A 20,825-nucleotide genomic window follows, 5' to 3' on the forward strand; every position below is an offset into this window, starting at 1 on the left:
CACCTCCTAGTTGCGGTTTCGTGGGTCTAAGGCATCTTGTAATCCGTCACCAAAAGCATTGAATGCGAACATCGTGAGGGAAATCATAAATCCTGGGAAAAATAAGCGCCACCATTGGCCGCTTAAGATAACCCCTAAAGCATCATTGGCCATGGTGCCCCAGCTCGCAAACGGAGCTTGGACCCCTAAACCTAGAAAGCTTAGGAAGCTTTCCGCAAAAATCGCCTGAGGAATCGTAAACGTTAAATTTACGATAATAATTCCAAGCGTATTCGGCAGCAAATGGCGTAAGATAATTTTCGCATGAGAAGTACCCAATTTCTCAGCTGCCAGGACATAATCCTGTGATTTCAATTGTAAAATTTGTCCACGGGTGATCCGGGCCATTCCGACCCATCCCGTTACCGTTAAAGCAATAATAATCGTGGTCATTCCTGGTTCCATCACAACCATTAATAAAATAACAACAAGTAAATAAGGAATACCATAAAGGATTTCCATCAATCTCATGATGATGTTATCCACTCTGTCCCCTAGTTTGCTTCTTCCTGCCATATAACCAGAAATACCGCCAATCGTTACCCCTAATAAAAGGTCAATGAGTGCTGCGACAATTCCTATTGTGAGGGAAACACGTGCTCCATACCATGTTCTTGACCACATATCCCGGCCTAAATCATCAGTTCCGAACCAGTGTTTACTATCCGGCTGCAGGTTTCCCTTCATTAAGTCTTGATCCGTCGGGCTAAATGGAACCGTATAAGGCCCAAATAGCGCGAGGGCTACAATGAGTAACAATAATGAAAATCCTACAACCGCCAGCTTATTTTTTAAAATGTTAATAATGGTTTCTTTCCAAATACTAAGGGAAGGCCGCTGTACGACTTCAACCATTCTTTTTTCAGGAGAAACCGGCCGAAACCGGTTGTTATCGATGGTTTTTGATTGCATGGTCAGTTCCCCCCACTCGTTAATTTAATTCTTGGATCAATTAAACGGTACGATATGTCGATCAAGAAAAGGATGGTGACAAGGATCGAACTAAAAAAGATGGTTGTTCCCATGATGACAGGATAGTCACGGTTAAATATCCCATCAACAAAATACTTACCCAAGCCAGGAATGGCGAAGATTTTTTCAATAACGAAGGTACCTGTGATTAAGGTTACAGCTAACGGACCGATAAACGTAATAACTGGTAAAATAGCATTTCTAATTCCGTGGCGTATTACAAGTTTAAAAGTAGATAAACCTTTGGCATCTGCTGTTTTGATATAATTCTGATTCATCACATCGATCATGCTTGAGCGCATGAACCGGGCTATAACAGCTAAAGGTGTTGCAGCAAGTGCAAATGATGGTAATATCGTGTGCTGCCAAGTTCCCCATGAAGCAACGGGAAGCATGTGCCATTGAACAGAAAAGTACTTTATCAACAATGGTGCGAGGATAAAGTTAGGTACCGATATCCCGATGATGGCTAACATCATTGCGGTGAAGTCAATCGCCCGATTATGATAAAGGGCGGCGATAATACCTAATATCAGTCCGAAAAAGAGAGCAATGACAAGTGCTTGAACCCCTAATTGAGCAGAGACAGGAATTCCGTCAGTAATAATGTCGTTCACCGATCTTGTTTCTGACTTTATTGAAGGACCCATATCAAGGGTGGCTAGGTTTTTCATATACAATACATATTGGACTGGAAGAGGCTCGTCCAAATTATACTTAGCCCTGATATTCTCAAGGACTTCCTTCGGCAATACATTTGCATCTGAAGCAAAGGGATCACCTGGAATAGATTTCATGATCACGAAAGTTAACGTGGCAATTACCCAGATTGTCAGCAGCATCATTAGTAATCTTTTTACAATGTACATGCCCTTCACCTCCTATTTATAAAGATTCTCTTTATGCATTTACAGACCCTAACACTCCGTTTGTCGCAGTCATAGCAATAATAACGCAGCCCCACATATGCTTATAGGCAGTAACCATATCATCACATGTAAAACGGATGCTTTTCGGACCAGTTAGTTCCACAGTCGGAAGAGTTGTTGTCATTTTTGCCTGCTGAGGTCCTTTAAATTGAAGATCAAAGGTAATTGGGCCCTCGAAAGCAATTGGCTTTATGGATTTTGCCTTTTTGACGGCGGCTTCTGCTTTCTCACGAATTTCGGCACGCGCCACTTCAGGATGAATCAATTCAGCAGCAAAACGGTCAACCGCTCTTTTTACTACCGCTCCTTCAACTTCCGGAAGGGTCTCTTTTACTTCTTTTACATAAGCATCATCACCGCTGATAAATAACGCTGGTACCCCAAATGCCCCGGCAACAAGAGAATTCATTTCGGTTTCACCGACAATTTTGCCATTGATTTTCATCTCATTGACACAAATGCCAGCAAGTGTGTGGCTGATAAGTGTTACATCAGAGCCGCCTTCACGCCCATGGTGCCCAACAAACATAATTCCATCAAATGTATCGTCCAGCCCTTCAAGCTGACACATTACGCGGTTGTTTCCAGAAACAAGGCGGGCACGGGAGTCTAAATCTTCTATTAAAATATTGGACATGTTGCCATGACCATCAGCAACTACCACTTCGGTTGCTCCCCCGTTAAATGCTCCTTCAATCGCCGCATTCACATCGGCCGTCATAAGCTTACGGAAACGCTGATACTCTGAATTTGTTTTAAGTTGTTGATTAGTGGCGACTCCTGAAATTCCTTCCATATCTGCTGAAATAAAAATTTTCATGATTAAAGCTCCTTTTATGTTTAATATTTTGAATTTATTGGTTATCGGAGGCTTATGTCCCTATCATTCTACTAAAATGGAAATGTCTGATTCTCGTGCAAGTTTAAGATAAAGGCTTTCACCAAATCTTTTGTTGCCTCGAGATCCCCGACATCGACTACTTCCACCGGTGAGTGGGCATAGCGGGAAGGGATGGATAGAACCCCTGTTGGAATTCCCTTATTGGCATAATTTACTGCCCCACCATCAGTCCCAATTCCCGGAAAGACCTCAAGCTGGTAGGGAATCTTGTTTTCCTTTGCCAACCTAATGAGCAGATCCTTCATCGTCTTCTGTACAATTAAGCTGAAATCCATTACCTTAATGCCTGTTCCGGCGCCGAGGGCCAGGCTTTGATCCATTGTTTCCTCCAAAGTATCACTTACTGCTGTCGTATCAACGGCGATGGCTGCATCGGCTTTCAAATGTTCTGCCGCCGTTTTCGCCCCTCTTAAGCCGACCTCTTCCTGTACGGCAAAAAGGAAGATTAGTTCCCCAGCAAAAGATTCCTCCTGAAGCTCCCTCAATGTCTGTAACAAGACGGCACAGCCAGCACGGTCATCTAACGATTTGGCTCTAATTTTTGGAGACGATTGCGGACCAAACTGTTGGAACTCGGTACCCCATGTGACCGGCGTCCCTACTTCAACGCCCATTTCCAGCACTTCACTTTTGGATAAGGCGCCGATATCGATGTACATCTGGCTATGTTTCCTAACCTTAGAGGAGTCATCGAATTTTGCATAATGAGCGGATATCGTTCCAATGACACCAGCAACCTCACCATCTGTCCCCATTACCCTTACCGGCTGTGCAAGCAGGATACGATCATCGTTACCCCCAAGCTTTTCAAACCGCAGCAACCCATTCGTTTCAATTTTTTTTACAATAAAGCCGATTTCATCGATATGGGCAGTTAAAAGAACGGTCGGACCAGGTTTATCCCCCCTTTTTTTGGCAATCACATTGCCAATAGGGTCAATGGTTACTTCATCCACCTTATCTTCTAAATACTCTTTTAAAAAATAAGACACCGAATGCTCATACCCACAAGGACCTGACAAGCTAGTTAGCGTTTTTAATATATCTATCATTTCAAAAACTCCCTTAAAAGTAGTCGTAGGTGTTTTTATAAACATCCAGTTGGATAATCGTATTCATTTCAGTAATGTAAGGTATTTCATTAATTTTATGAATAACAGCTGTAATATCATCCTGACCAGGTACCGCTATTTGGACGAGTAATGAATAAGGTCCTGTAGTCATCGTAATATAACGGATTTCGCGAAATTCCCTCATTGCTTCAATGGCCTTATTTAAAGATTGAGGAGTTACCTTTAATTGAATAATCGCACCGGATTTGATCCCAAGCGCACTCGGGTTAACGACACCAACAACCTCCATAACTCCATTGTCTAGAAGGTTCTTATAACGGAGTCGAACCGTTTTTTCCGTAACATTTAGGCCAGAGGCAATCTCAGTGAAGGACATTCTTCCATCCTTCGAAATGTACTTTAATATCCCTCTATCCAGTTCATCTATTTCGTATCTCAAAGTATTTCCTCATTTCAGTCGTGTTTTTTCAATTAGCTTCCTCATAAAAGTAGCAATTTATTAATTTACTGTCTATTTACATTATTTAAAATTTACTTTATTATCTGAATTAGGAATTTAAGGATATTATAATGAAAGAATTTCCAGATAGCAACATTTTTCAGCAAAAAATTTAATAGGAGGATGAGGAAGATGTTAGCTCTAAAAAATGTAAAAGGCTTTGATGGACAAGGGAATAGCTTAGATAAGACAACCATTCTTATTGAAGGAGGTAAATTTAAGGAGATAGGAGAAAACCTTCCGATACCAGCAGGGGCTGTTGTTATTGATGCCCAAGGAAAAGTGGTAACCCCTGGATTAATTGACGTACATACACATCTTGGCATCCATGAAGAAGGAATAGGAGCAGAAGGTCATGATTATAATGAAATAAGTTCTCCGACTACTCCAGAGGCACGTGCGTTAGACGGCATTAACCCACGTGATAAGGGCTTTGAAGATGCTCGCCGCGCAGGTGTTACAACGGTTCAGATTATGCCAGGAAGCGCAAATGTCATCGGTGGAGAAATGGTCGTTTTAAAAACAGCTGGACATATTGTGGATGAAATGCTGTTAAGGAGCCCTTCTGGGTTAAAAGCAGCCACCGGGGAAAATCCTAAACGTTTTTATGGAACAAAAGGGAAGCTTCCAACTACACGAATGGGAACCGCCTCACTGCTTCGTCAAAAATTGATCGAAGCACAGAATTATCTAAAAAAAAGAAAAGAAGGCAGAATAGAACGCAAACTTGATTTAGAAAACATCGCAAAAGTCTTAAATAAAGAAATCCCTTTACGTGTTCATGCACATCGTTCTGATGATATCGTAACCGTCCTTCGTCTAAAGCGTGAATTTGGCATTGACCTTACGATTGAACATTGTACGGAGGGTCACTTCATTGCTTCATTTATTGCGAAGCATGATGTAAGGGTTTCTGTGGGTCCTACTATGTCTACTCGTTCTAAAATTGAGCTTGCCGACAAAGGCTGGCAAACACTAACTGCCCTTGCTGAAGCCGGTGTACCGTTTTCTATAACAACAGATCACCCTGTGGTAGGCATAGAACATTTAACAACAAGTGCCATCTTAGCCGTTAAATATGGACTGAGTGAAGATCAAGCATTAAAGGCCATCACGATAAACGCTGCAAAACATTTAGGTGTGGAAGAAAGGGTGGGTTCCATTGAAGTGGGGAAAGACGCTGACTTCGTCCTTTGGAGTGGTGACCCCTTCGATCTAAGAAGCAAGGTCGAACAAACATATATAAACGGCGAATTGATATTCAGCTTGGATAATTTCTAATAGCTAAGTGGTTAAAGCAAAGGAGCGCCATGGGTCTACCCCCATGGTGCTCCTTCGATAATAGCTTTAATATCTTTTGCAGGCTGGAATCTTTAAATACTTTTTATTTGCTTGTTTACTATATGGACACTTTATTAATAATTTTTCGGAGATCTCCTTATATGTGCACCCCTTTTTTAAATAAAGGCAAACTTCATTTTCTACCATTTTTGGTAGTCAGATATTTACGTAGAGCACCTGTCCTTTAAATTTACTTTTAATAATAATTCAAAAACTATTGGAATTTCCTTGCTCCACTAACGACTGGTTAAGTTGAACATGAAAAAGCCTCTCCACTATTTTTGTAGAAACGCATCCTGTAGCTTAGGTTCAAAGCCGATTTAATTCATTGAGATATTCGGTGCAACTAAAGTTTTTTCCATTACAACAGTTTTCACTAAAAAGCCATTAGGATTCGTTACAACTTCCTCTTTAGAAATAAAATAACCCATGGACTGGTACCAACTAATATTTTTAGGTAATGACACTCGAACACGGCATGCCATTTTCCCTTTAAAATTGTCATAAGCATATTTTTCAAGCCACGATAACATAGCTTTTGCTATTCCTTTACCCCTTGCTGCGGGTGTCACAGATACTCGCGAAAAATATAAAGTATCCTCTTTCATGGTAAACCTGCAGGAACGAGTGGTCTCCCATTTATCGAACATAATAAAGCTTTCTCTGAATTACTCTTAATTGCAATTTGTAATGCTTCTAACGATTCATTAATTGCACTTGAAGGAACTTCAAGTGACCGATATTCTTCAAACGCCTCTAACATAAGCTTGTAAACAACAGGAACATCCATCTCTTTTGCGATTTTAATCTCCATTTTCATAACCCTACTAAAGCTAAAATTAGAAACTGTGTTTCTTATAATACGAAGTTTAAACAAGTAAATGTTTTTCGACATTAACTTTGTTAGATATCATAACAACATTTTATTAAACAACCTGATTACCAGTTAAGGTACCAGTGGGTCCAACAATGACATCCTGTGGTATAGTTTTAGATAATATAAAAAAAGAGAAGTGCTTCAACCTTCTCCTCGCAACCTTCCTGGTCCCACATTAGCTGAATAACGGTAAGGGAAGGAATATCCAATAATCGTCTACAAATACAACTATTAAAAAACCAACCAAACATCCAACTCCTAGAAACGCTGAAAAATGGAATTTGTTTTTTATTAATTTGAATGAATTTCCGATCGCCAAAGCTAAAAACACAAATGTAAATCCAACGGTGATTTGACCTATACTAAAACCAGTAATTACACTGAAAATGTATATTCCAATCGCGGCAATCCAGTAAAGATGATGCCTGCCTTTGATAGCAAAAAAAGTTGATACAATGGAAATACTCAAAGTTGCAAATGCGATTACAGAAAAAATCAACATCTCCTCCTCCTCTCCCCATTATCATATTTTGCCAGAAATTCTCCTATTCCTTGTGTTAATAGACCTAATCCGTCAGCTGATATTTATCTTAGTCCATGAACTGGAGGGTCCTAATTAACCAATCTTTAATTAGTTCTTGAACTAGTTCACGTTTTTCAATTTGAAGCATATGACCTGCTTGATCCAAAATGGAAAATGTGGAATTTGGAAATTTACCTTTCACGAAATCTTTTCTCTTTTCATAGTATCTTAAAGCTTATTATGATGAATGTGTACCACCAGAACCGTCCCCATGGTCCACATTACAATCGGTTAGATGACAAATCTCGCCCATTTTCCTCAGATTTCCCTTTTAACCAATCGTTTAATTGAAAGTGCCTCAACCCTTGATAATTAAGGGTCAGTCCTTCCATAAGCATTAATAATTTGTTGAAAAATGGATATAAAGTAAGTCGATTTATAGCGTTTCAACCTCTAATTGCACTAAACGACATCTTTTCGACTAAATTCCGTATATGATATACTAATCAATCGTCTGATTAAAACAGCTGCAAGTACTGACCTTTACTAATCTTCCCCACCAAGCAGGAAAGAAAATTGTCGAGAACAGTTAATTAATTTCGCAGGATATAACCTAACCTTCAACAAAATCAGATGGGTTTCTCTTGAACTTACACGATTCTAGTAACCTCCCGCCATTTCGACACTACACAAACGTTTGGTTAAAAGTGACCTCTCTGCGCACCATTACTGAATTTATCCCTTCAAATGCCTGAAAAGAATGTCGACAACTGCTATAAACCTGTATAAGCAAGAATAGGAAAACAGAACCGTTAAAACAAGCTGGTTCAGAGTGTATACAAAAGGCATCTGAATGGTCCCATTCAGATGCCTTTTTGTCCTTTTTATGCTTTCAATGTCTTAAATCAGACCTCTCCCGTATTCCTGAACGGACCCCAAAGGGAACAGTTCCCATAGTCTTTAATGAGAGGCAAGTTAATGCCACCAGAACGGTCCCCATGGTCCATTCCTCTAATCCCATTTTTTCAACAGTCGTTTTTATCTCTTATATACTAATATCCCGCCTCTGGAAAAACACGAAAGTCAGGATCATAAAAATGGCATAATACACAGCCAGGATTGCCAGTGATATCGGTAGGGTAATGTCTCCCAAAATCTTATCCTGCAACGCATAAATGGTTAAATCGAGATGCGGAAAAATTAAATATTTTGCCCATTCGTATTTTTCTGCAAGCAGCACAATTAACCCGCCCAAGGTGGAAGAGATAAACAGAACAAAGATTCCAATTCCCACCGCCAATGCCTGACTTTTAAATAAAGTGGAGAGCATAAAGGCAATGGCCGTTATAACCAACAAACTTGGAAGGTAGTAGGCAATTTTAAGGAAGAACTGTGGACCGACTTCTGCCTCCTTCTGCCCGTCTATCGCCATCTCAAAGATTTTCGCGGTAAAGTCGCCATTACCAAATAAAATGAAACCAACAAGATATCCAGCAATAATAAGTGTTGCTACAAGAATAAGCGAATAGATCATTAATGATAGATATTTGGACATAAGGATGGCCCATCTCTGATGCGGTCTGATTAACAGCTGCTTAATCGTTCCATCTGCAAATTCAGCGGATACACTGGCACTGCATACAATCACCGCCAGCAACGTCACCAAAGTCGTCACGCCAAATACAACATTATTCATAAAATGCCAATTACTGACGGAATTTGGGTTAACGTTTTCATCCAGATATTTCTGCTTTTGTTCAATTTCATCAGTAATAAACTGTTTTTCTTCATCTGGTGCCGTTTTTGCATTCTGCTGCAACTCAGCAATCTCAGCCTTCATACCCGCTTGCCAATTCGGATCGGGTTCACCTGATACTTTATTGTAGATAATTCCCCCCACAATGACTGCGAGTACTAGGATGATTGGATAAATCCAGCTCGATTTTTTTTGAAACAATTTCATAAGTTCATTACGAATTAAGGCAATCATTGCATGACACCTCCATTCTCTCTAACTTCTTTGTTTGTTATTTCTAAGAATCGGTCTTCCAGTGAAATGGTTACCCTACTAATGCCATAGACATCGATATCCTTTGAGATTAACAGCTTATTAATGGTACTAATAGTAGCTTTTTCTACATGGACTGAGAATTGGTCATCTGCAAGAATCTTGATATCGGTATCAGCTACTTCTTCTTTCAGCACATCTATTGCTTTTTTGCTGCTGCTTACCTCAAAAATGACTTCTGTCTTTTCGTCTTCTTCCATCGTTTCTTTCATGGAAGAAATATGTATTAGTTTACCCTTTTCAATAATGGCAAAACGATCACACATCAGTTGCATTTCAGCTAAAAGATGGGAGGATACCAGAACTGAAATTCCCTCGTGTGCAAGAGTGTGTAAGTAATCTCTAAATTCTCTAATTCCTTGAGGGTCCAATCCATTTGTAGGCTCATCGAGAATAAGCAGTGACGGGTTATGTAATAACGCTTGGGCCACTCCTAGCCTTTGTCTCATTCCAAGAGAATAGGTCTTAACCTTTTGGTTAATAGCATCTTCTAATTTTACTAACCTAGCAACTTCCATAATTCGCTCATCTGACACTTCTTTAATGGCCATATTTGCATAATGCTTTAAGTTCTTGTACCCACTCATATACTTGTAAAATTCAGGATTTTCAACAATCGCCCCAATTTCACTCATTGTCTTTTTAAATTGTCCATCGAGGTTATGGCCATTTACACGAACCTCTCCATCTGTCCGTTTGATTAAGCTGACAATCATACGGATAATGGTTGTTTTACCTGCTCCATTTGGACCCAAAAGACCAAAGATTTCCCCTTTTTTTATACTGAAGCTAACATCATCTACTATCTTCTTCTTGCCTATTAGCTTCGTTAACGATCGTACTTCTAAAGAATTTACCCCCATACGTTCCTCCTCTTTCTTTGTAAAAATAAAACCTTCTTTATAGCCATTTTAAAAAATGGCCTAACATTAGTACGATATAAAAACCAAAAAGTTCCATATTTATATAAATTTAAATTTCTAATAACTCCACCTAAAAATATTCATGCAAATCAAGAATTGTTATTGAGTTAGTGCGTAACCAATGGATGTACGACCCCTGAATAAAGAACTTAATTTACACGAAGCATTTAGAATTCTACATCCATATGCAAAAGTTACCTATAAAAAAGTCATTCTTTGCTGTTTATGTGCATTTAAATTAGAACGCAACACTATGACAAAGGTACGATAATGAACTGATTTTCTGCTATAAAAAAAGATAGTAACGATCAATCTTCGATAATTATCAGGCGGTGACAGGTACCGGAACTCTCCACAGCTAAAATCCCCAACAGACACTGTGAAATCAATTAAAAAATCGCCCAAAATGCAAAAATCGACTTCAAATGTCATTTTTGAAGCCTTTTTTTGACGTTTTGCTCTAAAAATGCCCGCAAAAAGTGAAATAGTGGAATTCGATTTACTCCGCCAAACCCTATATCTTAGAAGTGCCGTGATAAAGCGGGCTTCAGAAAAGCGATGGAAGGGTGTCATAAAATGGGGGGTATCAAATCGGGCAATACGGAAGGATTTAAGGAGTTCTCACAATTCAGTTCCCTTAAGGAATTTAATCATCATATGGAGATGTGGTTAGTGGAACACAAGCATGATTTTTCTAAAGGGGAATTGGTTGGATTAAAAAGGCTGGTACGGTTTGCAGCTAAAATCCCTGGGGTATGCAATGCGAAAATCGGGACGATCCTAAAGTCGATTCATGAACATTACCATGATAACGGCATTTCAAGGTCTACCTTTAAACGAATGATTTTGAAGGCAAGGGAATTGGGGGTCATTACGGTCTTTGAAACCGAACGGAAAAACGGTTCGCAGTCCAGCAACTTATACCAGTTTAATCGTTTTCCATCAAATGAACCGCCCAAAGAGGAAAAAACGAACCACCATAAAGAAACTAGTAATCTTTTAAAAACTAAAAATCAAAAGATAAATAAACGTTATGAAGAACCGTCAACATTAGATTATACCTATGTTAGCAGCCGAGTCCCACAGCCTTTTGTCCAACTGGCAAAATGCTTTTTCTCCGATGCAAAAACCATTGAAGAATTTTGGCATATGGTGCAAATTGCTGCGTTTCGCTTTGATTGTCAGCATGATACAACTGACATCCTGGATATCTCGATCCAGGCCTTTAGGCAGCTGATTCGCAAAATCAAATCAACCAATCGCGTTAAAAATCCGATCGCTTACTTTTATGGAATCGTAAACAACCAACTCATGGACTACTATTCGGAGAAGATAGCTGCATGGAGGAAGAATACGCATATACCCTATACGTTTATAGATGGAGTAGACCCAGACTGGGACTGGCTGCAGTCGAATGAATAAAGCATGTGACGGTTGGCATCGCAGAAATCTTTTAAAGTACAAAATGATAGTTTACCAAATCGCCTTTCACTGCAAGAAAAAATGGACAAAAAAACATACTATGCCTGCTACTGCGCGAGTTGATTTTCTTGTTTTCTAGAATCTTTTTCCGATTGAAATAAGTGCTCCATTCACTTATATCTCCCTTCATAACTTCTCGTTATCGGGCGGTGACACAGGCACTGGAATCAAAGTAAAAACTCGGTGGGGAAGTTATGATGAGGTTAGTGGAAGCCACAAGAACCGTCCCCATGGTCTAAAATTCCTTAATTTTATCAATGACAGGAACGGGAATTTTAAATATGATAGGTTAGTAAATGCACAAAAAAATGGGTGGGGTAATATGAATACATTTTTAAAAAGACTATCTCACTATCGAGAACAGTTAAGTCAATTAGAACGGCAAGTGCTGGATTATATCTTAGAAAACCCAGAAAGTGTCGCAAAACTAAATTTAAATGAATTATCAAGAGAGATATTTGTTTCGACCGCTACCATAAGCAGAACATGTAAGCAAATTGGATATCAAGGGTTCCAAGATTTAAAATATTCTTTAAATAAATATGTTAAAAGCAGCGATGAGGATCATAGGATTCCATCCCTAAATGAACTTACATCACATATTGACCGTGTAAAGCAGGAAATGGAGCTAACTCTTCAGTATGTAAACGAAGAAGATATTAAGCAAGCCGCAAACTACATCCGTGAAAGTAATTTTGTAGAGTTTTTTGGAGTTGGTGCGTCACTTCCAACCTGTGTGGACGCTGCAAGAAAATTAATGTTTTCTGGTAGAGTATGTAGTGCACGAGAAGACTGGGATGCATTATACAGTGTGGCGAGATGTTTAACTGAAAAGGATCTAGCTATTTTGGTTTCATATAGTGGTGAAACGAGTAGAATATTAGAATTCGCTAGCATTTTAAAAGAGAAAAAGGTAAAAACGATTGCGATTGTTGGAAGAAAGAATAGTAGTTTAAAGCAAGAAGTAGATCTAACTTTCCAAGGGCATGTAGTGGACTGCTATTACGGAGATATCGATATGAGTTCAAGATTCCCATTAAGTGTATTATTAGATTTTATTATTTTGACCTATTTGAATGGAAGAAATTAATGGTTTCGAACATTGTGGCAGATGCAATGTTCTTTCTTTTTGTAAACCTATACACAAAATGTAAGTGCATACATTAAACCTGAAAGCGGTTGCTACATGACATTCAGGCAGTTATTCTAAACACATAAGTTGATATCACAAAGGGGATTTTGATATGAGCAAGAAGAAGAATATAAAGTCAAGTTTCTGGGAGTTCTTTCAAGGATTAGGAAAAACGTTTATGCTTCCTGTCGCTTTATTGGCGTTTATGGGATTGATGCTAGGGATTGGAAGTAGCTTTACAAGTCCCTCGACAATTGAAACGTTACCGTTTTTAGGAAATCCAGTTTTGCAAGTAATTTTTAGCTTTATGTCTACGATCGGTGGATTTGCCTTTACTTATTTACCAGTATTATTTGCTATGGCCATTCCGCTTGGGCTTGTTCGTTATGAAAAAGGAGTCGCTGCTTTCTCTGGATTTGTTGGATATGTCATCATGAACTTATCGATTAATTTCTATTTAACCCAAACACATCAATTAGCAGCAGCAGATAAATTACGTGAAGCTGGACAAGGCATGGTCATGGGAATACAAACCATAGAAATGGGCGTTCTTGGCGGGATTATCGTAGGGATTATTGTTTATCTATTACACAAACGTTTCTATGATGTTCAATTACCAGATGCCTTAGCTTTCTTCGGTGGAGCACGTTTCGTTCCAATTATTACATCTATTATACTTTCCATTGTAGGACTTCTACTTCCGATGATTTGGCCGATTTTTGCAATGGCTATTGCTGGAATTGGCAATATCATTTATAAATCAGGACCATTTGGACCATTTATCTTTGGTTCTGGAGAGCGTTTGTTACTTCCATTTGGATTACATCATATTCTAGTAGCAATGATTCGCTTTACTGAAGCTGGCGGTACACAAGTAGTAGATAGTAACACAGTGTCAGGTGCTTTAAACATTTTCTACGCTCAATTAAAAGCTGGTGCGCCGATTAGCTCTTCCGCTACCGCTTTCCTTTCACAAGGAAAAATGCCAACATTTATGTTTGGCTTACCAGCAGTGGCATTAGCAATCTATCATACTGCTCGTCCTGAAAATCGTAAAAAAATCAAAGGGTTATTAATTTCAGGTGTTATTGCTACATTTGTAACTGGTATTACAGAGCCAATTGAGTTCTTATTCTTATTCATTTCCCCAGTATTATGGGTATTTCACGTAATCATGACTGGGTTTGGTTTCATGATGATGTCTTTATTAGAGGTAAAAATTGGAAACACAGACGGTGGAATTTTAGATTTCCTCATCTTCGGAGTATTACAAGGGACTTATACAAAATGGTATCTTGTACTGGTTGTTGGTGCTATTTGGTTTACTGTTTACTATTCAGTCTTCCGTTACGCGATTGTGAAATTCAACTTGAAAACACCTGGTCGTGAAGAAACGACTGAAGAGGTTAGCAAAGAAGAGTTATCTCATAAGACTAAAGGTAAATACGATGTAGAGCGAATTTTAGGAGCTTTAGGTGGAAAAAGCAATCTTCAGTCTCTAGACAATTGTATTACTCGCTTACGACTAGTCGTAAATGATATGAGTAAAATAAATCAATTGGAATTAAAAAGATGCGGAGCACTTGGAGTTGTCGTCCTTGATGATCACAATGTACAAGTTGTCATTGGAACACAAGTAGCGTCGGTGAAAACACAATTGGAGAAAATAGTATAAAAGAGGTTTACAAATGAAACATCTATTTGACCAAGAAATAAATCGATTAGGGACCTATTGCACACAATGGGATTATATTGAGGATAGGTTTGGCGAAAAGGATCTTTTACCCTTTTCTATTTCAGATACAGACTTTCTATGTCCGCCTGAAGTACTTCAAGGTTTAAAAAAACGCCTAGAGCATGGTGTTTTTGGCTACACCAGATGGAATCATGATGAGTTCAAAGGGGCTATTGTGAAATGGTTTAATGAAAGATTTTCCACCGCCATTGATAAAGATTGGATTGTGTACAGTCCAACAGTTATTTACACGATTTCTAAAATCGTTCAAATGCTGACAGATGAGGGAGATTATGTGGTGACACAAACTCCTGCCTATGACGCTTTTTTTAAACTAATTGAAGATAATAAGAGAAATTTATCTAGTAATAAATTACTTCAAGAAAATGGTAAGTATATCATTGACTTTGATGATTTAGAGAAAAGACTTGCCCATCCGAGAGCGAAGGTACTTCTATTATGCAGCCCTCATAATCCAACAGGACGTGTTTGGACAAAAGAAGAACTTGAACGAATCATAGGGCTTTGTAAAAAACATGAAGTATTTATTATTTCAGATGAAATTCATATGGATATTGTACGTAAGCCCTATGTTCATATTCCAATTGTAAATGCTGCTCAAGATTTAGAAAATATTTGTATTTGTACATCAGCAAGCAAAACCTTTAATACACCTGGATTAAGTGGATCCTATGCGATTATTCCTAACCAAGAGCTAAAAGAAGAGTTTCTAGTGACATTAAAAAATCGAGACGGCCTTTCTTCAGCAAGTACGCTAGGTTCTATTGGAATGATGACAGCGTACAATGAATGCGGCCGATGGGTAGAGGAATTAAATGATTATATAGAAGGAAATATGATAGCCATCAAATACTTTTTAGAAGAACATATACCATTGGCCTGTCTAAACGTATCTGAATCAACTTACTTAGCATGGATTGATATTTCCAAGCTTCCTTATTCGAATGAGGAGCTCCAACATGCTCTTGTTCATCATGGGAAAGTAGCCATTATGTCTGGACAAACCTATGGTGATAACGGAAAAGGATATTTACGTATGAATGTCGGATGCCCACGTTCAAAAGTAATGGAAGGATTACAGCGATTTAAGAAAGCAATCGAGTATCTTGAAAGTAAGGATTACTAAAAGCGCCACAAAATCGATAAAGCAGATACCTTAATAATTGGTATCTGCTTTTGTTTCTTGAAAAACGCCACAGTGACGGTTTTTATAGGGGACAATCGGAAGTTTTGGGTAAACTTTCCCCCACCCCGCTAAAGGGGCTTTTTTCAAAAGGAATTAACCCTTTACTCTTTCATTAGATTTAATGTTTTACAACTTTGATCGTTCTCTTTTGACTTTTATTACCTGCCTTATCCTTTGCAGTTACAGCAAGTGTTGTTCCTTTTTTCTGTGCTTTTATCTTTACTGAGTAGTTTCCTTTTGAATCAGCATTAGCTGAACCAAGGGATTTACTTCCTACCTTCACAGTAACTCTTGAGTTCACTTCAGCCTTCCCTGTTACCTTTCTATCGTTATCATCTACTTTATTAACAGTTGGCTTTCTCGGCGCAATAACATCTGCTACAGTTACTGATGCACTAAAACTTACATTTCCTGCTCCATCTTTAGCTGTAACCTTTATTTTCGCACCTGCTTTTTGGACAGCTATTTTAACAGAAAAAGCTCCAGTAGATGCTGCTTTCGCCGTTCCTAGCACTTTGGTTCCATTTTTAACCGTAACTGAAGAGCCAGCCTCTGCCTTCCCAGTTACTACTTTGTCGTTATTATCAACCTTTTTAACAACTGGTTTACTTGGTGCAACAACATCTGCAACAGTTACTGTCACACTTGCACTCACATTTCCAGCGCTATCTTTAGCTGTGACCGCTAACTTTGTACCTGCTTTTTGAACAGCTATCTTTGCTGAGAAAACTCCATTAGAGGCAGCATTGGCAGTTGCTAGTACCGTATTACCACTTTTAATAGTAACGGTAGATCCGGATTCTACCTTTCCAGTTACAACTGTATCATTATTATCCACCTTGTTTACACTCGGCTTACTTGGTGCAACATTGTCTATAAATGCAGGAGCAATAGCGTATAAATCACCTTCTGTATTATTGTCATAGTAGTCGTTATCTAAGTCTAGAACACCCACAAAGTATGTACCCACTTTAGCTTGGTACGCTTGATATACAAACCCATCCTCCTCATATTCAGAGCCTAAATATACTAAGTTATCATTCTCAACAAAATCCTTTTGCACAACAGCGAATCCTAGATCAATAGCACTTGAGTTAGTGCCCCCAGCTACTAATAAAATTCCATCTCTAGGCACAACTACTTTATGAATATCTATATCATACAAAGGAAGTAATTGACCAATTGTTGGTTTTTCATATGAAGTAACATTTGCAGAATCAAAATCATTGTTGTACTCCGTTTCAATTAAATAATCTTCACTACTGGAAATACTACTACTCGCTGCTCCCATTTTATTAAAACTTTTTGCTGAATAGGATTGAGAACCTTTCACTTCTTTTTCAAGTTGATTTAGCGCATGAGAATCAATGATACCTTGTTGGAGTGGCTTTTCAACCTGACGTTCAATTAATTTCTTTGATAATTCATACTCGTTTCCTTCTGCCTTAACAGTACCTACAGACAAAGATGAAACTAATAACCCTACTGCAACCAACGATAAAACTCCTTTATTACGCACACAACCACCTCTTTTTTTCATTATAAAGAACACCTTACAAATACCATACTACTACATACTTCCCGGCACGACCATTAGATTCTATAGGCATTTTTCTACAAAAAATATATCATTAAAGACTAGGCATTAACTCTTTAAACAACAACCACGATTGTCAATATAGCTTAATATTTAAGAAGGAAACTATAAGACCAATACAATAATTTCATAACGGTTGTGAGGATTTTTGCTACAATTCCCTTTTGCGTCTGAGAGCTGGTATCGTCATCCTGATAGTCATCTAAAAATTCACAAAGGAAAAATTCACCGTACTGATTTCTGTAAGCTGTATTTAATATTTTGTATCTTCCTTCGATCGATGAAATAATATCACCTTCGTTCAATCCTTGCTGGTAAAAGTCCGCTCTAACCTTCCATACATGCTTTCCCATTCCAACACCCCCAATGAGATTAACGCTAAAATATTCCATTTCCACAAAACAAATTGTAGCACTCACCCACTACTTATTAAGTAGTAGTTTAAGGACTAATAAACATTTAGCTATACAAACTTTCACTCCATTACAATCGGTTAGATGACAAACTTCGCCTATTTTCCTCAGATTTCCCTTTTAACCAATCTTTTAATTAAACGTGCTTCAACCCTTGATAATTAAGGGTCAGTCCGTCCATAAGCATGAATAAATTGTTGGAAAATGGATATACAGTAAGTCGATATATAGCGTTGCATCCTCTAATTGCACTAATCGACATCTTTTCGACTAAATTCCGTATAAGATATACTAATCAATCGTTTGATTAAAACTGCTTCAAGTACTGACCTTTAGTAATCTTCCCCGCCAAGCAGGAAAGAAAATTGTCGAGAACAGTTAATATATTTCGCAGGAAATAACCCAATTTCCCACAAAATCAGTTAGGTTTCTCTCGAACTTACACGATTCTAGTAAACTCCCGCCTTTTCACCACTACACAAACGTTTGATTAAAAGTGGCTCTCTGCGCACCATTACTGACTTTATCCTTCCAAATACCTGAAAAGAATGTCGACAACTGTTATAAACCTGTATAAATACAAAAGCATCTGAATGGTTCCATTCAGATGCCTTTTGTCCTTTTTATGCTTCAATGTCTTTTCTAATTTTCCTAAATATATGGATCTGGGTGACCATTTTTCAATAACTAAATTCTTGAGCATGAGTATCCCCATAGCTAAAGCTAGGGGTTTCGAAAGAATAGGCTGTTAAGCCCATTGTCTTTACGAGGGCTACCACAAGTCCCGCTACTACATCAGGCCGTGGCCTTCAGCTTTGCCTTTCTCTTCTTCATGATAATTATTTTTCGTGGGGATTGGAGGAACTGTTTTCTCTCCAGTCCTTTGAAAACATCCTTCGTATGTTTACGGACAATATTCAAAGCTCCATTCACATCCGCATGGATCAAAATCTTAGAGCCTTTGATTTTGTAAAAAGCTCGACTGCTTCTATACCCGCTAAAATAAGTTTGGTTCTCTCCCCCGTAAGTCGGAATTGGGTCATGATTCAAGAAACTAGACTTGGAGGTATAGCTTTCTTCCCGAACAATGACTTGAATTCCGTGGCGTTCTGCTTTGTATCGAATCATCCCGATGAAAGTGGCATATGAGATTTGTATGAAGGCTTGTTTACTCGTCTTTTGCATCTCAACCTCCATCTTCCAACCCTCATTTTTTCCAATGATGATTGTATCTATGGTTCTTTCTTTCGCGATCTCCACTACTTTTGCACTGGCCTTATGTAAAAAATCCATGACTCGATTGTTCCTTTTTCGGTCTAATGAAATTAATCTTGTGGTGTTAAACTTCCCTTCCTTTGGTCCTTTTCCATTTCGAAGGATACTCATGTATTCGGCTCTTAATTTGTTATAGTATTGATTGATCGATTTTAACCATTTGCCCTTGATAAGCAGAGGCTTTAGCCCCATGTTATCAATGATAGTTGCAAGGTTATCAACGCCCAAATCAATCCCCATTACTCGTTTCGGCTCAAATATCCACTCATTTAATTGTTTTTCTGATCGTTTGATCTCCTTTTCCTGTTCACATTTAAAAACAACTTCTATCACATACCGACCATAGGACGGGACAATACGCACCTGTTGTAGTTTACCATCATTATGTGAGATTTTCCCCAGTTTTAATTTATGAGAGTTCCCGGAAATGAAAGTACATCTCGATTTTTAATTTTAGTAATTTGATTGGTTAAATAAACTGTCGTACGTCCATTCTTCGGTTTATACTTAGGTATCTTTGGTTTTCCTGAAAAACTAGCAGGCTTGGTTTTATATTTCTTTGAGGCTTCGAAGAAACTTTTCCAATCATCATAGACCTTTTTGATTGTTTGTTGATTGGACTGAGAGGGCATAGAAATGTAATCGGTTTGTTTCATCACTTTAAATAGTGCTTCTACAAAGTTATAGGGAAGGAAGGCTTTCTCTGGGTGGGGCATTTCAAAATAGCTTCAGTTTTGGCTCCAATGCATGACCACTATTATTGACTTTTTTAGGCTTAGATTTGGCTCTCTCAAAACTTTTTAGTCGAATTTTATTCATTTGAGGTAAATGGTCTTGAATATCTGTTAAAACTTGAAGCTGATTTTCAGTTCTCGTTTCTTTTTTTAAAGCTGTATAAACCTGTCTAATATAGTAGTTGGTGATATTGTACAAGTTTTTCGCTTTAAAACAGAGGGAGTCACAGTAGTCAAACAATTCATGTTCCGGCTGAATTTGTATTTTATAGGATCGATACATTTTATTCCCCCCTTCATAAACAGAACGAACGTTCTGTACACACTCTCATTATACCAAATAACTCCAAGGGATGTATAGCAAAATTACTGGTATTATCCTAAAAAAATTCGAAAAAAATACAGCTTATATCCCCATATCTGAAGCTAGGGGATTTACGCTGCTTTTTGATAAAAACAAAGGGAATGGCTATCCATTCCCTTTGTTTTGCTATTTCATCTTATAATATTCACATAACCAAACTTGGGTCTTCCTAACAAGTGGAGCCTAGCGGGATCGAACCGCTGACCTCCTGCGTGCAAAGCAGGCGCTCTCCCAGCTGAGCTAAGGCCCCATAATATAAAAAAGGTCGTGAACACTGGAATTGAACCCGCCAATTCCGCAACACTTTCATATTAATTCAAAATAATGAGTCATGAAGGACTCGAACCTTCGACCCTCTGATTAAAAGTCAGATGCTCTACCAACTGAGCTAATGGCTCATAAAAAATGGTGCCGGCGAGAGGACTTGAACCCCCAACCTACTGATTACAAGTCAGTTGCTCTACCAATTGAGCTACCCCGGCATTTGTTCGGGAAAAAATATGGTGGAGGATGACGGGATCGAACCGCCGACCCTCTGCTTGTAAGGCAGATGCTCTCCCAGCTGAGCTAATCCTCCAATTATGGGACTACTACAGGATTTGAACACGTGTTACCTCCGGAAAAGGGAGGTTTCTTAACCACTTGACCAAGGGGCCAGATCAAATTTGGACAAAAAAATAACCCCTAAGGGTTAGCCTGGCAACGTCCTACTCTCACAGGGACGCGTGTCCCAACTACCAT

At 38.6% G+C, this 20,825-nt stretch carries 19 protein-coding genes, 4 tRNA genes and 1 pseudogene; 5 read left to right on the forward strand and 19 right to left on the reverse strand.

The window, feature by feature from the left end; all coding sequences use genetic code 11:
• Nucleotides 1-6: 6 nt before the first annotated feature.
• The 5 genes from V7137_RS16210 to V7137_RS16230 all read right to left on the reverse strand — a co-directional run bounded on the left by V7137_RS16210 (nucleotide 7) and on the right by V7137_RS16230 (nucleotide 4,353).
• Complete coding sequence (locus V7137_RS16210) at nucleotides 7-894, reverse strand: ABC transporter permease (RefSeq protein WP_420490142.1); 888 nt, start codon at nucleotides 892-894, stop codon at nucleotides 7-9.
• 59 nt (nucleotides 895-953) lie between these two features.
• On the reverse strand, nucleotides 954-1,880 hold the full coding sequence (locus V7137_RS16215; RefSeq protein WP_335699042.1) for an ABC transporter permease: 927 nt from the start codon (nucleotides 1,878-1,880) through the stop codon (nucleotides 954-956).
• 31 nt (nucleotides 1,881-1,911) lie between these two features.
• Entirely contained in the window at nucleotides 1,912-2,760 is an 849-nt protein-coding gene (locus V7137_RS16220; RefSeq protein WP_335699043.1) for a M55 family metallopeptidase, read from the reverse strand.
• Between the two features lie 71 nt (nucleotides 2,761-2,831).
• Nucleotides 2,832-3,893: a M42 family metallopeptidase gene (locus V7137_RS16225; RefSeq protein ID WP_335699044.1), complete on the reverse strand. Its 1,062-nt coding sequence runs from the start codon at nucleotides 3,891-3,893 to the stop codon at nucleotides 2,832-2,834.
• Nucleotides 3,894-3,906: 13 nt separating this feature from the next.
• Complete coding sequence (locus V7137_RS16230; RefSeq protein WP_335699045.1) at nucleotides 3,907-4,353, reverse strand: Lrp/AsnC family transcriptional regulator; 447 nt, start codon at nucleotides 4,351-4,353, stop codon at nucleotides 3,907-3,909.
• A 192-nt stretch (nucleotides 4,354-4,545) separates the two neighbouring features.
• Here V7137_RS16230 and V7137_RS16235 point away from each other — a divergent pair, with 192 nt between their 5' ends.
• Nucleotides 4,546-5,694 (forward strand): amidohydrolase, encoded by a 1,149-nt coding sequence (locus V7137_RS16235; RefSeq protein ID WP_335699046.1) that lies wholly within the window; start codon nucleotides 4,546-4,548, stop codon nucleotides 5,692-5,694.
• 380 nt (nucleotides 5,695-6,074) lie between these two features.
• Here the strand turns inward: V7137_RS16235 and V7137_RS16240 are convergent, their stop codons facing one another.
• From V7137_RS16240 to V7137_RS16260, 6 genes and pseudogenes are all read right to left on the reverse strand, one after another.
• Nucleotides 6,075-6,362 (reverse strand): GNAT family N-acetyltransferase, encoded by a 288-nt coding sequence (locus tag V7137_RS16240; RefSeq protein ID WP_335699047.1) that lies wholly within the window; start codon nucleotides 6,360-6,362, stop codon nucleotides 6,075-6,077.
• Nucleotides 6,359-6,568: a hypothetical protein gene (locus V7137_RS16245; RefSeq protein WP_335699048.1), complete on the reverse strand. Its 210-nt coding sequence runs from the start codon at nucleotides 6,566-6,568 to the stop codon at nucleotides 6,359-6,361. The genes V7137_RS16240 and V7137_RS16245 overlap by 4 nt, the downstream gene beginning before the upstream one ends.
• 238 nt (nucleotides 6,569-6,806) lie before the next feature.
• The gene (locus tag V7137_RS16250; RefSeq protein ID WP_335699049.1) at nucleotides 6,807-7,130 is read right to left on the reverse strand and encodes a hypothetical protein; all 324 of its coding nucleotides are present in this window, start codon (nucleotides 7,128-7,130) and stop codon (nucleotides 6,807-6,809) included.
• A 91-nt stretch (nucleotides 7,131-7,221) separates the two neighbouring features.
• Nucleotides 7,222-7,359, reverse strand: a pseudogene (locus tag V7137_RS30705) (alpha/beta fold hydrolase); the annotation flags it as partial.
• Between the two features lie 840 nt (nucleotides 7,360-8,199).
• Entirely contained in the window at nucleotides 8,200-9,144 is a 945-nt protein-coding gene (locus V7137_RS16255) for an ABC transporter permease (RefSeq protein ID WP_335699050.1), read from the reverse strand.
• On the reverse strand, nucleotides 9,141-10,085 hold the full coding sequence (locus V7137_RS16260) for an ABC transporter ATP-binding protein (protein ID WP_335699051.1): 945 nt from the start codon (nucleotides 10,083-10,085) through the stop codon (nucleotides 9,141-9,143). Before V7137_RS16260 ends, V7137_RS16255 begins: the two co-directional genes overlap by 4 nt.
• Nucleotides 10,086-10,721: 636 nt before the next feature.
• On the opposite strand from V7137_RS16260, the gene V7137_RS16265 reads away from it, so the two are divergent.
• The 4 genes from V7137_RS16265 to V7137_RS16280 all read left to right on the forward strand — a co-directional run bounded on the left by V7137_RS16265 (nucleotide 10,722) and on the right by V7137_RS16280 (nucleotide 15,641).
• Nucleotides 10,722-11,567, forward strand: coding sequence for a hypothetical protein (locus tag V7137_RS16265; protein ID WP_335699052.1), 846 nt, complete (start codon nucleotides 10,722-10,724; stop codon nucleotides 11,565-11,567).
• 382 nt (nucleotides 11,568-11,949) lie between these two features.
• Entirely contained in the window at nucleotides 11,950-12,717 is a 768-nt protein-coding gene (locus V7137_RS16270; protein ID WP_335699053.1) for a MurR/RpiR family transcriptional regulator, read from the forward strand.
• 154 nt (nucleotides 12,718-12,871) lie between these two features.
• Nucleotides 12,872-14,434 (forward strand): maltose/glucose-specific PTS transporter subunit IIBC, encoded by a 1,563-nt coding sequence (gene malX / locus V7137_RS16275; RefSeq protein ID WP_335699054.1) that lies wholly within the window; start codon nucleotides 12,872-12,874, stop codon nucleotides 14,432-14,434.
• Nucleotides 14,435-14,447: 13 nt separating this feature from the next.
• Complete coding sequence (locus tag V7137_RS16280; protein WP_335699055.1) at nucleotides 14,448-15,641, forward strand: MalY/PatB family protein; 1,194 nt, start codon at nucleotides 14,448-14,450, stop codon at nucleotides 15,639-15,641.
• A 178-nt stretch (nucleotides 15,642-15,819) separates the two neighbouring features.
• Here V7137_RS16280 and V7137_RS16285 read toward each other — a convergent pair whose 3' ends face one another.
• From V7137_RS16285 to V7137_RS16320, 8 genes are all read right to left on the reverse strand, one after another.
• Nucleotides 15,820-17,220: an Ig-like domain-containing protein gene (locus V7137_RS16285; protein ID WP_335699056.1), complete on the reverse strand. Its 1,401-nt coding sequence runs from the start codon at nucleotides 17,218-17,220 to the stop codon at nucleotides 15,820-15,822.
• A 164-nt stretch (nucleotides 17,221-17,384) separates the two neighbouring features.
• Nucleotides 17,385-17,651, reverse strand: a complete 267-nt coding sequence (locus V7137_RS16290) for a hypothetical protein (protein ID WP_335699057.1) — start codon at nucleotides 17,649-17,651, stop codon at nucleotides 17,385-17,387.
• A gap of 855 nt (nucleotides 17,652-18,506) precedes the next feature.
• Nucleotides 18,507-19,415 carry an RNA-guided endonuclease InsQ/TnpB family protein gene (locus tag V7137_RS16295; protein WP_335699059.1) on the reverse strand — a complete coding sequence of 303 codons (909 nt, stop codon included), beginning with the start codon at nucleotides 19,413-19,415 and terminating at the stop codon, nucleotides 18,507-18,509.
• Nucleotides 19,416-19,703: 288 nt separating this feature from the next.
• Complete coding sequence (locus V7137_RS16300) at nucleotides 19,704-20,003, reverse strand: hypothetical protein (RefSeq protein ID WP_335699058.1); 300 nt, start codon at nucleotides 20,001-20,003, stop codon at nucleotides 19,704-19,706.
• Between the two features lie 258 nt (nucleotides 20,004-20,261).
• Nucleotides 20,262-20,334, reverse strand: a tRNA-Ala gene (locus tag V7137_RS16305).
• 74 nt (nucleotides 20,335-20,408) lie between these two features.
• Nucleotides 20,409-20,483: transfer RNA gene (locus V7137_RS16310), tRNA-Lys, on the reverse strand.
• 7 nt (nucleotides 20,484-20,490) lie between these two features.
• A tRNA-Thr gene (locus V7137_RS16315) sits at nucleotides 20,491-20,566 on the reverse strand.
• Nucleotides 20,567-20,585: 19 nt separating this feature from the next.
• A tRNA-Val gene (locus tag V7137_RS16320) sits at nucleotides 20,586-20,661 on the reverse strand.
• Between the last annotated feature and the right edge of the window lie 164 nt (nucleotides 20,662-20,825).

This window comes from Neobacillus drentensis, assembly GCF_036962765.1.
Classification (GTDB): domain Bacteria; phylum Bacillota; class Bacilli; order Bacillales; family Cytobacillaceae; genus Neobacillus; species Neobacillus drentensis_C.

Excerpts from the sequence above, each read along its gene's own strand:
- V7137_RS16300 (WP_335699058.1), bottom strand. The coding sequence starts at position 20,003 with ATGTATCGATCCTATAAAATACAAATTCAGCCGGAACATGAATTGTTT.
- V7137_RS16255 (WP_335699050.1), bottom strand. The coding sequence starts at position 9,144 with ATGATTGCCTTAATTCGTAATGAACTTATGAAATTGTTTCAAAAAAAA.
- malX (WP_335699054.1), top strand. The coding sequence starts at position 12,872 with ATGAGCAAGAAGAAGAATATAAAGTCAAGTTTCTGGGAGTTCTTTCAA.
- V7137_RS16235 (WP_335699046.1), top strand. The coding sequence starts at position 4,546 with ATGTTAGCTCTAAAAAATGTAAAAGGCTTTGATGGACAAGGGAATAGC.
- V7137_RS16225 (WP_335699044.1), bottom strand. The coding sequence starts at position 3,893 with ATGATAGATATATTAAAAACGCTAACTAGCTTGTCAGGTCCTTGTGGG.
- V7137_RS16245 (WP_335699048.1), bottom strand. The coding sequence starts at position 6,568 with ATGGAGATTAAAATCGCAAAAGAGATGGATGTTCCTGTTGTTTACAAG.
- V7137_RS16240 (WP_335699047.1), bottom strand. The coding sequence starts at position 6,362 with ATGAAAGAGGATACTTTATATTTTTCGCGAGTATCTGTGACACCCGCA.
- V7137_RS16210 (WP_420490142.1), bottom strand. The coding sequence starts at position 894 with ATGGTTGAAGTCGTACAGCGGCCTTCCCTTAGTATTTGGAAAGAAACC.
- V7137_RS16215 (WP_335699042.1), bottom strand. The coding sequence starts at position 1,880 with ATGTACATTGTAAAAAGATTACTAATGATGCTGCTGACAATCTGGGTA.
- V7137_RS16290 (WP_335699057.1), bottom strand. The coding sequence starts at position 17,651 with ATGGGAAAGCATGTATGGAAGGTTAGAGCGGACTTTTACCAGCAAGGA.
- V7137_RS16220 (WP_335699043.1), bottom strand. The coding sequence starts at position 2,760 with ATGAAAATTTTTATTTCAGCAGATATGGAAGGAATTTCAGGAGTCGCC.
- V7137_RS16260 (WP_335699051.1), bottom strand. The coding sequence starts at position 10,085 with ATGGGGGTAAATTCTTTAGAAGTACGATCGTTAACGAAGCTAATAGGC.
- V7137_RS16280 (WP_335699055.1), top strand. The coding sequence starts at position 14,448 with ATGAAACATCTATTTGACCAAGAAATAAATCGATTAGGGACCTATTGC.
- V7137_RS16265 (WP_335699052.1), top strand. The coding sequence starts at position 10,722 with ATGGGGGGTATCAAATCGGGCAATACGGAAGGATTTAAGGAGTTCTCA.
- V7137_RS16270 (WP_335699053.1), top strand. The coding sequence starts at position 11,950 with ATGAATACATTTTTAAAAAGACTATCTCACTATCGAGAACAGTTAAGT.